Source organism: Rhodococcus sp. NPDC080181 (genome assembly GCF_040702225.1).
Classification (GTDB): Bacteria; Actinomycetota; Actinomycetes; order Mycobacteriales; family Mycobacteriaceae; genus Rhodococcoides; species Rhodococcoides fascians.
This window is the reverse complement of sequence record NZ_JBFBKN010000021.1, coordinates 53,229-65,461: the sequence shown is the minus strand read 5'-3', so window position 1 is coordinate 65,461 and position 12,233 is coordinate 53,229. Positions and strand designations below refer to the sequence as shown.

Annotated in this window: 14 protein-coding genes and 1 tRNA gene; 8 read left to right on the top strand and 7 right to left on the bottom strand. The window is 61.5% G+C overall.

Annotation, left to right across the window (positions count from 1 at the left end; all coding sequences use genetic code 11):
- Positions 1 to 407: 407 nt before the first annotated feature.
- Positions 408 to 764, top strand: a complete 357-nt coding sequence (locus AB0O58_RS21045; protein ID WP_366238733.1) for a hypothetical protein — start codon at positions 408 to 410, stop codon at positions 762 to 764.
- Positions 761 to 1,744 carry a hypothetical protein gene (locus AB0O58_RS21040; RefSeq protein ID WP_366238732.1) on the top strand — a complete coding sequence of 328 codons (984 nt, stop codon included), beginning with the start codon at positions 761 to 763 and terminating at the stop codon, positions 1,742 to 1,744. The genes AB0O58_RS21045 and AB0O58_RS21040 overlap by 4 nt, the downstream gene beginning before the upstream one ends.
- A 735-nt stretch (positions 1,745 to 2,479) precedes the next feature.
- Here the strand turns inward: AB0O58_RS21040 and AB0O58_RS21035 are convergent.
- From AB0O58_RS21035 to AB0O58_RS21020, 4 genes are all read right to left on the bottom strand, one after another.
- Complete coding sequence (locus AB0O58_RS21035) at positions 2,480 to 2,980, bottom strand: hypothetical protein (RefSeq protein WP_366238731.1); 501 nt, start codon at positions 2,978 to 2,980, stop codon at positions 2,480 to 2,482.
- Positions 2,981 to 3,096: 116 nt separating this feature from the next.
- On the bottom strand, positions 3,097 to 3,327 hold the full coding sequence (locus AB0O58_RS21030; RefSeq protein WP_249305506.1) for a hypothetical protein: 231 nt from the start codon (positions 3,325 to 3,327) through the stop codon (positions 3,097 to 3,099).
- 128 nt (positions 3,328 to 3,455) lie between these two features.
- Positions 3,456 to 4,307, bottom strand: coding sequence for an AAA family ATPase (locus tag AB0O58_RS21025; protein ID WP_366238730.1), 852 nt, complete (start codon positions 4,305 to 4,307; stop codon positions 3,456 to 3,458).
- Between the two features lie 1,061 nt (positions 4,308 to 5,368).
- Complete coding sequence (locus AB0O58_RS21020) at positions 5,369 to 5,566, bottom strand: excisionase family DNA-binding protein (RefSeq protein WP_008709982.1); 198 nt, start codon at positions 5,564 to 5,566, stop codon at positions 5,369 to 5,371.
- A gap of 138 nt (positions 5,567 to 5,704) precedes the next feature.
- Here AB0O58_RS21020 and AB0O58_RS21015 point away from each other — a divergent pair, with 138 nt between their 5' ends.
- Together AB0O58_RS21015 and AB0O58_RS21010 are read left to right on the top strand one after the other, a co-directional pair.
- The gene (locus tag AB0O58_RS21015; protein WP_366238729.1) at positions 5,705 to 6,337 is read left to right on the top strand and encodes a helix-turn-helix transcriptional regulator; all 633 of its coding nucleotides are present in this window, start codon (positions 5,705 to 5,707) and stop codon (positions 6,335 to 6,337) included.
- A 76-nt stretch (positions 6,338 to 6,413) separates the two neighbouring features.
- On the top strand, positions 6,414 to 7,544 hold the full coding sequence (locus AB0O58_RS21010) for a site-specific integrase (protein WP_366238728.1): 1,131 nt from the start codon (positions 6,414 to 6,416) through the stop codon (positions 7,542 to 7,544).
- A gap of 164 nt (positions 7,545 to 7,708) precedes the next feature.
- Here AB0O58_RS21010 and AB0O58_RS21005 read toward each other — a convergent pair.
- Positions 7,709 to 7,783, bottom strand: a tRNA-Thr gene (locus tag AB0O58_RS21005).
- An 89-nt stretch (positions 7,784 to 7,872) separates the two neighbouring features.
- Between AB0O58_RS21005 and AB0O58_RS21000 the strand changes: the two genes are divergently transcribed.
- Positions 7,873 to 9,336, top strand: a complete 1,464-nt coding sequence (locus tag AB0O58_RS21000; RefSeq protein WP_027495673.1) for a threonine/serine exporter ThrE family protein — start codon at positions 7,873 to 7,875, stop codon at positions 9,334 to 9,336.
- A gap of 10 nt (positions 9,337 to 9,346) precedes the next feature.
- On the opposite strand, the gene AB0O58_RS20995 is transcribed toward AB0O58_RS21000, so the two are convergent.
- Entirely contained in the window at positions 9,347 to 9,607 is a 261-nt protein-coding gene (locus AB0O58_RS20995) for an MbtH family protein (RefSeq protein ID WP_027495672.1), read from the bottom strand.
- A 90-nt stretch (positions 9,608 to 9,697) separates the two neighbouring features.
- A complete protein-coding gene (locus AB0O58_RS20990) occupies positions 9,698 to 10,507 on the bottom strand; it encodes an alpha/beta hydrolase (protein WP_027495671.1) in 810 nt (269 codons plus the stop codon).
- 92 nt (positions 10,508 to 10,599) lie between these two features.
- Between AB0O58_RS20990 and AB0O58_RS20985 the strand changes: the two genes are divergently transcribed.
- From AB0O58_RS20985 to AB0O58_RS20975, 3 genes are all read left to right on the top strand, one after another.
- Entirely contained in the window at positions 10,600 to 11,127 is a 528-nt protein-coding gene (locus AB0O58_RS20985; RefSeq protein ID WP_366238727.1) for a general stress protein CsbD, read from the top strand.
- A 31-nt stretch (positions 11,128 to 11,158) separates the two neighbouring features.
- Positions 11,159 to 11,812: a hypothetical protein gene (locus tag AB0O58_RS20980; protein WP_032375015.1), complete on the top strand. Its 654-nt coding sequence runs from the start codon at positions 11,159 to 11,161 to the stop codon at positions 11,810 to 11,812.
- A gap of 185 nt (positions 11,813 to 11,997) precedes the next feature.
- A complete protein-coding gene (locus AB0O58_RS20975; RefSeq protein WP_094718390.1) occupies positions 11,998 to 12,216 on the top strand; it encodes a hypothetical protein in 219 nt (72 codons plus the stop codon).
- The last annotated feature ends 17 nt before the right edge of the window (positions 12,217 to 12,233 follow it).

Here is a 12,233-nt window from a genome sequence, read left to right as displayed (position 1 = left end):
GCGAGCTACCTCAACACCTTCCTGGACAACACGCGACATCGCCCTGAATGACCCGCATGTGTGGTCGGAATGTGGTCACGCGCTCTATCCCGCGAAGAATCCAGGGTCATTCGTCTGATCGACAGCCGCGTAACGAATCGGTCCCGACGCCGCCAGATGGTCTCCGGCCGTGTCAAGATCCGACGATTGACACCAATCCGACAGGAGAAATGGATGCTGCTAGACGGAGTCCACCGACCACATCGAGCCAGTGAGTGATCCCAGCTTGCAGCGGGAAGCACGCGACCCTTCCCCCTGGAACCCATAAAGCGACACTCGACGAGATCTACCAGGCCTTCGTGGTGGACGCCCCATTCCGCCCTCGCCGCGAGCTCATCCACCAAGCCATAGTCCTGTACTCAAGTCTCGTGCAAAGTGCATTCAGCAGCGCTCGCCTCTGGATCGATGGCGGCTTCGTGACACAGAAGCCGTGGGCTGCGCCGGAAGACGCGGACATTGTTGTTGTCGTACCCATGGAGGAGTATGTGGCAAAGGTCAACGACCCGCGTTGGTTCCCGTTATGGACATTCCTGAATGCCACATCTTCAGAGCCCTCGCGGTGGACTGAGAAGCTGCATCCAATGGGGGGTCTTCTGGACACGTTCCTGATGCCGGACGTCGAAGACGCCCTCGGCATTTGGGATCTACGCTGGTCTTCTGTCAACGGCCCAAACGGTGAGCTTGTGCCGGGCGCGGTCAAAGGGTACTTGGAGGTGATCTTGTGACAGCTGCAGACTCACGCGATGTGGAAGCACGGTTGCGGGTCGCACTTCAGTACACGACCGGAGACGACGAGGCCGACCGCGCACTGCGCGGTTCGCTGCTGGCGGGAATCGTCGGCGACAATCAGGAACTTCTGAACGTGTTCGTCGAAGAGGCCGGTCCTGAGCAGGCCGAATTCGACGTGCACCTTGACGGCCCCGGTGTCGAAAACAACGCGACCAGTGCAAAGAGCTTCTCCGCCTTCGTAGCCGGACTCAGTGAAGCAGTCAAAGAGACCGCGAAGCATCGCGCAGGCAAAGGCCGCTACAGCGAAGGTCTACTGATCGAGGGCGCGACACCTGGATCTGTCAGGGTTGTCTTGCGTGCACCAACACCCAAGATCGACCCAACCCAGCAGGTCGACAGCAGAACGACGGCATCCTCTGTGGACTCCGACGCCTTGAGGTCGATTGCAGCAATTCTCAGCCACGCAAGCGACCCCGACGTCGATAGCCCACTCGTCGCTGAGATTGCAGATCTCCCGAAGGGCGCACGCAAAGGGCTTCGCCGCGCAATCCGTTCCAGCCGACAAGCGGGCTGGACAATTGACGGAACCGTACGCCAGCGGCGCGTTGGACTATCAACTGTTGCCCTGACTCCCAACGGCGCGACGCGCCTCGAGCTCGAACTCGACTCACGGGTGGATTCGCAAAAATCGGAAACAATGATCGGGACCATCGACGGCTTCAGGCGGTCGATCGGCACCCTATATTTCATTCCGGAGGGAAGGCCACCGATCAGCGCGGCCGTTCTGGACAACACACTAGCTATCCAAGTTGCCCAACTAGCCGCGCAAGAAGGCGCGACCGTCCGCGCCATCTTCAACGTGGTCGAGTCGCGTCTTCCCGGCGACCCGGGAGTCTCGCGCCAAAGCAGATCCTTGATCTCGATCCGAAGCTTGGAACTCGGCGATCAGACGGAGCTCTCAGTGGACACTGGCTAACTAAACACACTGCGGCGCCCTTGGAGATTGGAGGGCCTGGGAGGCCCTCTACGAGGATCCTCGAAGCAGAACTCATCCGGGCCAAATCCGTGATCATGACCTCGCTCCTCGCGCACATAACCGCGAACGAATGGGACCAGACCGAGGCCGGCATGTCACTTCAACGTCGCCCAGCCCCCAGTCTCGGCTCTCGTCAACGGGAAGCCCTCAAAGTTCTGATGAAGATGGTCGCGAACGCAGGCCCTCACCTCGACGACCGGGTCCACAAAACGGCTGACCGGAACCAGTCGCCGATGGCCCCTCCGATACTTTCGGAGGGGCCATCACCGCAGCAGCAGGCGAGCACGGCCCTCGCGAGCGTGTGCGCACAAGCGCAGCCGAGACCGGACTATGAGAGACACGGGCTGAACCGTATCGGTCGGTCATCCCCCAGTCAGTCCCGTCGCGCCCTCCCCGGCGAACGCCGCGTCGACATAGCAGCACGAACGCACGGGTCCGGGCGACTGGTACCGAACTGTCCAGCTCGCTGCCGTCGCTCCGGTCCGCACTCACGCGCCGACTGAAGTGTTGCCGAGTAGGGCTGATACAGCACTTTCATTGAAGCCTGTCGGGTTCTTCACGCTGGGTCGCAAGTTGTAACCGCCGTAGCAGCGGTGCACGGTTTGACCGCGTATTGCCAGAACGTAACCGATCCTCGACCACGCAGTCGGCGCGCTCGACCGGAGCGAGGATGAGCTAGTGCATCCGATCTTCCCCAACCGATGGAATCGACTGCTGCGGCCACCATCGCACGAACGCGCAAGCCCGGGCATGCAATTCGTTGATGGAATCAACCAGGAACGCCAGCCAAGTTAATGCACTTTCAGGACTAGGAACGAGCGTCGATGGTACGGCGTTCTGAGCGGCATCATCGAGTTGGTTGAAGTTGGATGGGTAGTCGGTTGTATTCCCGTCCACGACGTTGGGTGCACCGTCCAACCCGTAGGTGATAACGAAGGTGACTTCATGCCGGTTCGGTTCCGTGAAGTTCGCAGACAAAGCCAGTTCTCCCCACACGGAACGGTCGTAGACAACTGCACCGGACCGAATTGCGTCCTGCAGCAACCAGTGCGGCACAATCTTGCCGTGCATCCACGCTGAATCGCAGCGATGGAAGTCGGTGTCGAGAGCCCGAGCTTTCGCCTCGTCCAAAGTAAGCAACGGCAGGTTCTCGATACCGCGTACGGAACTATCCATTTGTGTTGCCTCCTGATCTCCGGGAATGTATCGGTCGGCAGCTGCGTCGGACCGACTTGGAGTGCGATGTAGCCGCGATAGCGGGTGAAAAGTACAGTGGCTAGTTGATAGACCGGTCAGCGAATCCTGGGTCCACGCGCGAGCGGACCTGTCCGTTTGGGGAACGGTTTGCCGTCGTTGAACCGAAGACGCAGCGACTCAAGGTACTCCTCCACCGCTGCGTTGACCAGATCCGATGGGCCACGCGGCGCTCCCGGTGTCGCGGATAGTGCCTCCGCGGCGTTGAGGAGATCGTCGACAGTGGCCGTGTAGAGATAGTACGAGCGTTTGCACTTGCTGTGATCCACCGTTGATTCTGAGTTCTTCTGTACCAGTGAGGTTTCCGCGACTGGCTGAGATGTGTTGTTCCCCGGGTGAGGTGGATTCACGGGGCTTGATCCGGCCAGTGCACTCTTCATCCGCTCGGGCCGCGCCATCACTGCTCTCCATCAAAGAGGATCTCGACTGTGTCGCGATAGATAGTCCACAGGCTCCGCGCTTGGGTTGTTCCCCAGTCCTTCAGACTGGTCTGCGATTCCATCGAGTCTTTGATGACGACTCGTTTCGGCACTGGATCTCCAAGAATGTCAATGCTGGTTGCAATCTCGATGAGCTGTTCTCGGCCGGCGATGGTTTGGTTCTCGTGCAGGTTGATCACCGCACCGAGGAGGCGGAGGTCGGCGTTGTAGCTTCGTCTGACCGCGTCGATTGTCCGGCGTAATCGCGCCAAGCCGTTCGCCGAGAACAGCGCAGATTGGCTGACGACAACAGCTTTGCGTGCCGCGACGAGTGCGTTGATAGTCAGCAGGTCCAAGCTGGGCGGGCAGTCGATCAGGATGACGTTGTACTCATCAGCAACGGTTTCGAGCGCATCTCGAAGTCGGCGCTCGCGCCCCGCTCCCGCAACCACCAGCTGGTCTCTCACATACGCGAGCGATTCGTTCCCGGGCACTGTCGGGACCAGGTCGACACCTGGCCAGATGCAGGGTACGACTGTGTCGCCGATCGTTGCTCCCGAAGAGTCCGAAAGCACGTCTGCGACACCGAGGTCGTCGAGAGCAAGTGACTCTGCGGCGAGGACCGTACTGAGGTTGCCTTGCGGGTCTATATCTATGACGAGAACTCGTTTGCCCGCACGCGCGGCGGCGTCGGTGAGGTGGAAGGTCTCGGTGGTTTTGCCCACGCCACCCTTCTGGTTGCAAAACGCGATGATGTCAGCGGGCATGGTGGGTCTCACTTCCAATGCAGGAGTTGCGGGTAATGAGCGAAATGGTGGCGAGGGACGCATGGCACCCCAGTCTCCTAAGGGATGTATCGGAGCCGCGGCGGGCGTTGGGTGAATAGGTCGCCGTACTGGTGACGGAGGCATCACCCGAATGGGGCCTATTGCCCGACAACACATGAGAGGGAAGCATCAGCGGTGAAGGACCTGTGGCGCGAGTGGGCTCTATCGGATTCGTAACGCCTATGGCATGTGTTGCACCTGATGCACGCGACACTGGCACTGGTGGCCAATCAGGTGATGACCGATAGACGGGCGATTCAAGCCTTGCTGGTATTCGGTGTACGGCTGAATACAGCTCGTGCAGTGCGTCATTGGATTTGTAATGGCTACAGCCTGGACATTCATCACGCTTGGCCGCTGATGCCAAGGCGGGCTTGGGGAATCCGGCTCGATCGCCAAGCCGCACAGGCAGTGACGGGTGAAGTCGACGTGCGAGTGAAAGCAGGTGAGGCTCGATTCGATGATGGTCAAGGGTTCTCATGGGTCCTCTTCAATAGCGGCTGGGTTCAAAGGCGTGGTACTTCGTCGGTCTGTCTCGGACCCCCCATGGCCCCTGAGCCAATTTCCGCACCCACGTTGTCCGCTCCACGTCCGATAGCCCCGCGTCACGATGGACGCGCGGCTGCTCGGTATCGCCACTCGCTCGATGATCAGTCGAGCGTGTGGTGCCTCGAGGCCGTTCTCAGAGGATTTACACAGGGTGCACAGGCCGGCGGCAGGCTGGTGTTACGTCGGGCTCTGCCAGAAAACGACGCTGCTGCAACACATCAGGCCTTCGCTAGAAAGTTCACAGCAAAGGCTTGTTCGAGTGCGAGCAGAAGGGTTCGACCGCGCGATCGCGAATCGAAGCGTGCGTCATCGCCCGTTCTACCCCTGACCGAAATCAAGGGCGGAGAACGGTGCGTCAGCGAAATGTCTTGAATCACTTATCAAGACGCTCTATGATCGGTGGCGAAGCTCCTTCCTCACGGGTTGTGGTTTCGACGCCCCTCGGCCTCGGTGCTGGTAACACCGAGATTCGCCGGGGGCGTTTCAGTTTGCAGAGGGGCAGTTGCCCCTGGGCCTCATGCGACGCCTGAACTGGCGTCGGATTGCGCCTCGAGACCTTCGATGTACTCATCGATGGCTGTATCCGGGATCAGTCGGCGCTTGCCGACCTTCACGCTCCGGATTTCTCCGGACGCGATCTTGTTGAAGAAGTTGGATCGTCCAAGTCCCGTGCAAGCCATAGCCTCCGGGACAGACAGCAGCCGTCTGGGCATCTTCAGCACCTCCACTGATTGTGTAGTAGAGCCACATCCTGGGGGACTTATTGAATCAGTCCATGTGGTTCCACCACAGAGTAGCAACTACGTACCCCACCCACAAGACGGACGGATTTTCAGCTAGACTGCGTATTTATGACGCAGTCTTGGGCGGAATCAATCGTTGCCCGGGTCGCCTCGGAAGTTCGCCGACTCCGGGGTAAAGACCACTCCGCACTGTCCGCGGCAAAGCTCGCCGACAGAACTGTCGACTTCGGGTGGGGAATTTCCCGGTCGGTGGTTGCAGACTTGGAGACAGGCCGAAAGAAGAGCCTCGACGTCTCGGAACTGCTTGTATTGGCTGCGGCACTGGGAGTCTCACCTGCACAGTTGGTCTTCCCTGACCTTCCCAAAGGGAAGGTCGAAGTACTCCCAGGGCTGCCGCAAGAATCTCACGATGCCCTCCGCTGGTTCAGCGGCGAGGCCGGACTCATGCGACCGAGCTCAGAATGGACTGAAGAGGAATCAGAAGCGCCTCTCGACATGTGGGTCCGAGACACCTTCGACCCGAGAAACGATCGTGTCGGAATCACTCGCGAATGGCTCGACGCACTCAAGGCCATGCGTCGCGCCCGGGTACAACTGCGAAACGGACTATCCAAGAACGAATCCGCCGAACATATCGAGTCGATGCAGTATCTGTACGAGGATGCGCGACGGCGCTCGGAAGAGCTCTTTCGACGGATGACCGAACTGGGCATGAACACACAGGACGAAGAGGATGGCTAGGCAGCAACTGCCGCCACAGATCAAGAAGATCTACGTCACCAATCGGTCTACCGGCAGTACGGAGTTGCGGTATCAAATGACCGTCGACGCTGGTGTTGCCGACTCCACCGGCACCCGGGCATCGAAGCGAACGCAGTTGCGTCGTCGATTTCATACGGAAAAGGACGCTCGCGCAGCCCTGTCCAAGGTGCTTGAGGAAGTCTCGAAGGGGACATTCGTTCCCTCCTCGACCACCACGGTTGAAGAGGCCTGCGCTGAGTGGCTTGCCGGACGACGCATACGCGAGTCGACAAAAGCCGCGTATACCCATGCCCTTCAACCGCTACGCGATACTTACGGTGGGCTAGCTGTGCAGAAGTTGACCAAAGGCCACTTGGACGCTCTGGTGAACGAGCTGCTGGCCGGCAGCTCGGTCAAACCCGATGGCCAATTGCGACGTCCGTGGAAGGCCACTTCGATCAATCCGATGCTCAACCTCGTAAGCGCGGTCCTCACCGGGCTGATGAAAGAAGGGCGATTGGTACGAGACGTTGCCGCGCTTGTCGACCGCGCGCCCCGTGTGCACGTCGAGATGCAGACATTCACGGAGGACGAAGTGCAACGCCTCCTGGAAGCATCGACGTCCGACCGGAACGGCCACGCCTGGTTGCTTGCTCTGAGCGGCCTACGACGCGGTGAGCTGTGCGGGCTTCGATGGAACGATGTCGATCTTCACGCTGGCCGCCTGACCATCAACAACACGCGAGTCTCGGTCAATGGACGCGTCGTAGAGGGTCCGCCGAAGACAGAGAAGTCCAAGCGCACGCTTCCCCTCACTCCAGCCCTCAGATCCGCACTCGAAACTGCACACCGCTTGCAGGGTGCGGAACGACAGAGCTCGACCTACGTCGGCCCCGGCACCTACGTCGTGTCCGACGCTGTCGGACGACCATTTCATCCCGATACGGTCAGCGACTATTGGCGCAGGCTATGCATCAACAGCAAGGTGTCTGACATACGCCTCCACGACGCGCGCCACACGTGCGGGACTCTGCTGCACCTTCAAGGTGTTCCTATTGCTGTGATCTCGGCATGGCTGGGACATTCGGACAACGCATTCACAATGCGCACCTATGTCCATTCCCAGAACCAAGCGCTACTGGGCGCGGCCGACACTTTGCAGTCACTCGTCCGGCGTCGCGACGAGCCATCCAATGATGCGCGTTGACCGGCGTTCGTCCGCAACCGTCCACCATGGCATACGCGGACTCACCAGGCGCTGTTCCGGCGAGTTTTGAAGCACTTGTGACATTCTGTGACACCGAGCTTACCTAGTCGGCAATGAATCTCATTAGATGTAACACAAAAGGCCAGTTCAGACCCAATTTTTAGTGGAGCCTCCTAACGGGATTGAACCGTTGACCGCTCGCTTACAAGGCGAGTGCTCTACCGCTGAGCTAAGGAGGCAGTGAAGCGAGCCAAGCATACCGTTCAACGGACGCTCAGCGACAACAGGTACCTTGTCGGTGGATCACCCCAGCAACGTAAAGACGGTCATGACTTTCCTGCAAGACCTGACGGCTTCGCTGAGCCGTCTCACCGGTGAGCGTCGGGCCACCATCGATACACCGACCGCCGCGCCGTCACCTCTTCGCCCTATCGATCTGACCGACGATGCGACGGTCGCCGAGGTCCTCGAGCTGGCCGTTCGTGTCGGCGAGGTGTTGTTGGCGTCGGGCACGTCTGCTGTGGATACGGCGACGCAGGTGCAGTTCATCGCCGCGACGTACGGCCTCGCGCGATGCGATGTCGACGTCACGTACAACTCGATCACGCTGAGCGCACATCGCGGTCCGACGCGGCCGCCGGCGTCGACGATGCGCATCGTCCATTACCGCTCGATGGACTTCACGCGGCTGGCCGCGGTCGACCGCCTCATTCGCTCGGTGCGCGTCAAGGTGGTCCCGGCGAGCATCGCGCGTGATCGCCTCGACGAGATCACCTCGGCCCCGCACCCGTACAACCGGTGGATCGCGACCTTCGCGTGGGCCGGCATGGCGGCGGCAATCGGTGTGTTGCTCGGCGGCGGCGCGTTGGTCGCGGTCGTCAGCTTCCTGACGACGATGGTGATCGACCGAATCGGTCGCATCCTCAACCGCGCCGGACTGCCCTTCTTCTTTCAGCAGGTGGTCGGCGGATTCGTCGCTGCCACCCCGGCGATCACTCTGTACAACTTTCAGGATCAGCTCAATATCGACATCTCCCCGTCGGTGATCATCGGTGCCGGGGTGACGGTGCTGCTGTCGGGGCTTTCACTCGTCGGCTCGGTACAGGACGCGATCACCGGGGCACCGATCACCGCGTCGGCCAGATTCTTCGAGGTGTTGATGATGACGGGCGGCATCATTGCCGGCGTCGCCACGTCGCTGCGGCTTGCGGCCCTGATCGGGAGTGATCTGCCGCAGATCAGCAACCTGCCTCCCCCGGACATCACACAGGTGCCCACCAAGGTCCTGGCCGGCGCGGCCGCGTCTCTGTTCTACGCGCTCGCCTGCTACGCCGAGCGACGCGCACTGACGGCAGCGTTCATGGGCGGCTTCGCGGGCGCACTCGTCTACTTGATGTCGCAGACGTTGGCTGTGGGTCCGATCATCGCGTCTGCCATCGCGGCCACGGTCGTCGGATTCGCCGGTGGTCTCCTCGCACGTCGAGCGCTCATTCCGCCGCTCATCGTCGCCGTCGCCGGAATCACTCCGTTGCTGCCCGGTCTCTCGCTCTACCGAGGTCTGTACGCGATTCTCAACGACCAGTTGCTGCTCGGTATCAGCTCGCTCTTCGCGGCGTTCGGCATCGGCTGTGGCCTGGCTGCGGGCGTCACATTGGGTGAGTGGGGTGCGCGAACATTGCGTCGACCCCGGATCCTGGCACGCACCGAGGAACTACTACGCCCGACGCTTCGCCGCAGAGAAGAACCGCGCCGACCGACGGTTCGTCGGCGGCGCGGTACGAGTCCTTCGTAGAAGGCGGAACTCAAGCCTCGGTGCTGGGGGTTCCCTCAGCACCTGCGCGGGCAGCTGCGTCGGCCTCCATGGCCTCACGCAGGCTGCGCGGACGCATGTCGGTCCAGTTCTTCTCGACGTACTCCAGGCACGCAGCGCGGGTGTCTTCACCGAAGACGACACGCCACCCCTGAGGGACCTCGGAGAACGTCGGCCACAGCGAATGCTGATCTTCGTCGTTGACCAGCACGAAGAAGCGTCCGTCTTCGTCATCGAACGGGTTGGTACTCATCTCGCCTCACTCGTCGCGAACGTTTGATTGGTAAGTCTGCACCGTGAGGTGCCACACGACCCTAGCAACGCAGGTCGTGCTCAGGTGGCGTCAGGCCTTGAAGAAGTCGAGCAAGTGCGCATTGACGGCCTCGGGACGCTCGAGATATCCGTAGTGCCCGGCGTCCGCGATCTCCACGTATCGAGCCCCCGGAATGGCGTCGGCGAGCTCCTTGCCCAGGTAGGCGGGGATCATCCGATCGTCGGCGAACCCGACCGACAGACACGGCACCGACACTGCCCGGTAGGCGTTGGTGCGGTCGAAATCGTCGTCCATGCCCAGCTGCGCGCGCACCCCGGCGGATGGTGAGGATGCCGAGAACTCGAACAGGTCGAGCCAATCGCGAGCCGTTCGCGCATCACGCAACGTGGCGGGCGACAGGTTCATCACCGCCGTCACCGCGGCCGAGTACGTGCCCGGCAGCTCGACGCGCTTGTCGTACAGCGCCCGCTCACCCTGGGCGAGAGTCTTCTGGAACTCGTCGACCCGCGCGTGCCCGGCCAAGAACGCCGCCTTGCGAACCAGATCGGGACGCTTCAGAGCCAACTCCTGCGCGACGCGAGAGCCCATCGACGTTCCGACGACGAAGGCCTTCTCGGCACCGTCGCGGACCAGTTCGATCAAGCCCTCGGTGTCGGCAACCATGGCGTCGATGGTGATACCGGTCGCACTTTCCGACGACGGCGCGATACCGCGGTTGTCGAAGGTGCACACCCGGTAGCCGGCCGCCAGGAGGGCCGGTACCTGATGCAGTTCCCACACTCGGCCGGGACTGCCGGTCCCCATTATCAGAACGACCAGGTCTCCACTGCCCTTGACCTGGTAGTTCACGTCGATGCCGTTGATCTTCGCGATAGGCATACGTCTCCTCACTGCTGATGCTTTCGTCGGCGATCGTATCGTCCGAGGTCGACGTGGGGTTACTCGAACAGCCAGTGGGTACCTGCAGTTACATGACTGACGAGAACGTAGCGGGCGAAGCACGCAAAGGAATGCTCGACGGGATCAAGGGCAAAGCCAAAGAGGTCGTAGGCGCTGTCACCGGCAACGACTCGTTGACGGCCGAGGGCCAGTTGCAGGCCGCTCAGGCTCGCGAACGCAAGGAGGCGCAGGCCACCGAACGCGTCGCCGATGCACAGGCCACCGAGGCCGCCGAGGAGCTGGCCGACGTGCGGACTGCGGCAGACAGTCGACGCGAGGCCGCGGAGGAGAACGCAGCAGTTGCCGAGGCGAACGCAGACCGCGTTCGAGAGACCCAGGTGGCCGCGGCCGAGCAGAACAAGCGTGAGACCGTGGCGCAGGAACGAGCGGCGGCCGAGGTCGACGCAACGGCCGAACAGATCGAAGCGACCGAGGAGCGCAAAGCCGAGCAGGCCGCGGCAGATGCGGACGAAATGGTGGCAGCGCAAAAGCTCCAGGAAGCGTTGCTGCAGGCCGAAGCCGACCGCAAGAAAGCCGAAGAGCTTCGCAACCAGGCTTGACCCACCACTGCTGATCTAGGAGTTCGACTACATGAGTGTTTTGGCCCTACCACTGACCATCCTGAGAATTCAGTACAGGATCGCACGAATTCCGTTGCAGCTCATCGAGACCAACGTCGTGGTGAAGATGGATGCAGAATCGCCGGCACGGCTCGCCTACGAGCACACGCTCGGATCCCTCGATCGTGCTGTCGGAAACCTGTTGGGAGACAGGAGTCTTGCCGATCGCGGTGAGACTCTGGTCGACAGCACCGAGAACCGCGCCGAAGCAGCACGCCTGGACGCCGAGGCACGTGCGAAGAAGACTGCCGCGGACGCCGACCTGAAGACGGCTCGTGAGACCGCCGAGCAAGACCGCCGGGCCGCCGACGCCGCAGCCCAGGAAGCCGCCCGCGACGCGCGACAAGAGGCCGAGCAGCGCAAGCGCGAGGCCGCCCAAGAGGCCGAACGCGAAGCGGCTGCAAAGAAGAAGAAGGCCGACGAGCAAGCTGCCGCGGCGGCCAAGGCAGCCGAGGACCGCAAGAAGACTCAGCAGGCTCAGGTCGACAAGCAGGAGAAGTTGGCTGCAGCACCGTCCGAGGCCGAATTGGCCGAGGCCGCAGAGCGATCCGAGGAAGCCGACGCCAAGAAGGACGAGGCGGAGCGCATCGAGAAGCTGTTCATCGCGGAGAAGAACAAGGACTGACGCTCAGCTCGCCAATCGAGCTCAGCAACAACCTCTTCCAGCCCCGCACCGTGTTCTCGGTGCGGGGCTGGTGCGCGCTGCAACCGTTGGGTGCCACACTCTGAGAGCATCGGCCGGGGCGCATCAGCGAAGCCCGACTGCCCGGTTTACTGTAGGTTCACCAAACACATCGACGAGGCGAATAGATGCGCATGCGACGAACGGGAACCGAGTCCACTCGACTTATCCATGCCCGGCACAGACTCTCCCCGCTGTTCGCCACTCTGGTGATCTTCGGCGTTCTTGCCATCCCGCGACTGGATCTGCCATGGGCCGGCATCGCGGGCTGGGGTCTGGCAATTGTCGCGGCAGCGGCCTGGCTTTTCACAGCTTTGCGGCCACAGCGGTCCAGCCAAAAGAGCTAGGTCATGCGCGTTGTGCG

Excerpts from the sequence above, each read along its gene's own strand:
- AB0O58_RS21035 (WP_366238731.1), bottom strand. The coding sequence starts at position 2,980 with ATGGATAGTTCCGTACGCGGTATCGAGAACCTGCCGTTGCTTACTTTG.
- AB0O58_RS21025 (WP_366238730.1), bottom strand. The coding sequence starts at position 4,307 with ATGCGTCCCTCGCCACCATTTCGCTCATTACCCGCAACTCCTGCATTG.
- AB0O58_RS21020 (WP_008709982.1), bottom strand. The coding sequence starts at position 5,566 with ATGCCCAGACGGCTGCTGTCTGTCCCGGAGGCTATGGCTTGCACGGGA.
- AB0O58_RS21015 (WP_366238729.1), top strand. The coding sequence starts at position 5,705 with ATGACGCAGTCTTGGGCGGAATCAATCGTTGCCCGGGTCGCCTCGGAA.
- AB0O58_RS21010 (WP_366238728.1), top strand. The coding sequence starts at position 6,414 with ATGACCGTCGACGCTGGTGTTGCCGACTCCACCGGCACCCGGGCATCG.
- AB0O58_RS21000 (WP_027495673.1), top strand. The coding sequence starts at position 7,873 with ATGACTTTCCTGCAAGACCTGACGGCTTCGCTGAGCCGTCTCACCGGT.
- AB0O58_RS20995 (WP_027495672.1), bottom strand. The coding sequence starts at position 9,607 with ATGAGTACCAACCCGTTCGATGACGAAGACGGACGCTTCTTCGTGCTG.
- AB0O58_RS20990 (WP_027495671.1), bottom strand. The coding sequence starts at position 10,507 with ATGCCTATCGCGAAGATCAACGGCATCGACGTGAACTACCAGGTCAAG.
- AB0O58_RS20985 (WP_366238727.1), top strand. The coding sequence starts at position 10,600 with ATGACTGACGAGAACGTAGCGGGCGAAGCACGCAAAGGAATGCTCGAC.
- AB0O58_RS20980 (WP_032375015.1), top strand. The coding sequence starts at position 11,159 with ATGAGTGTTTTGGCCCTACCACTGACCATCCTGAGAATTCAGTACAGG.
- AB0O58_RS20975 (WP_094718390.1), top strand. The coding sequence starts at position 11,998 with ATGCGCATGCGACGAACGGGAACCGAGTCCACTCGACTTATCCATGCC.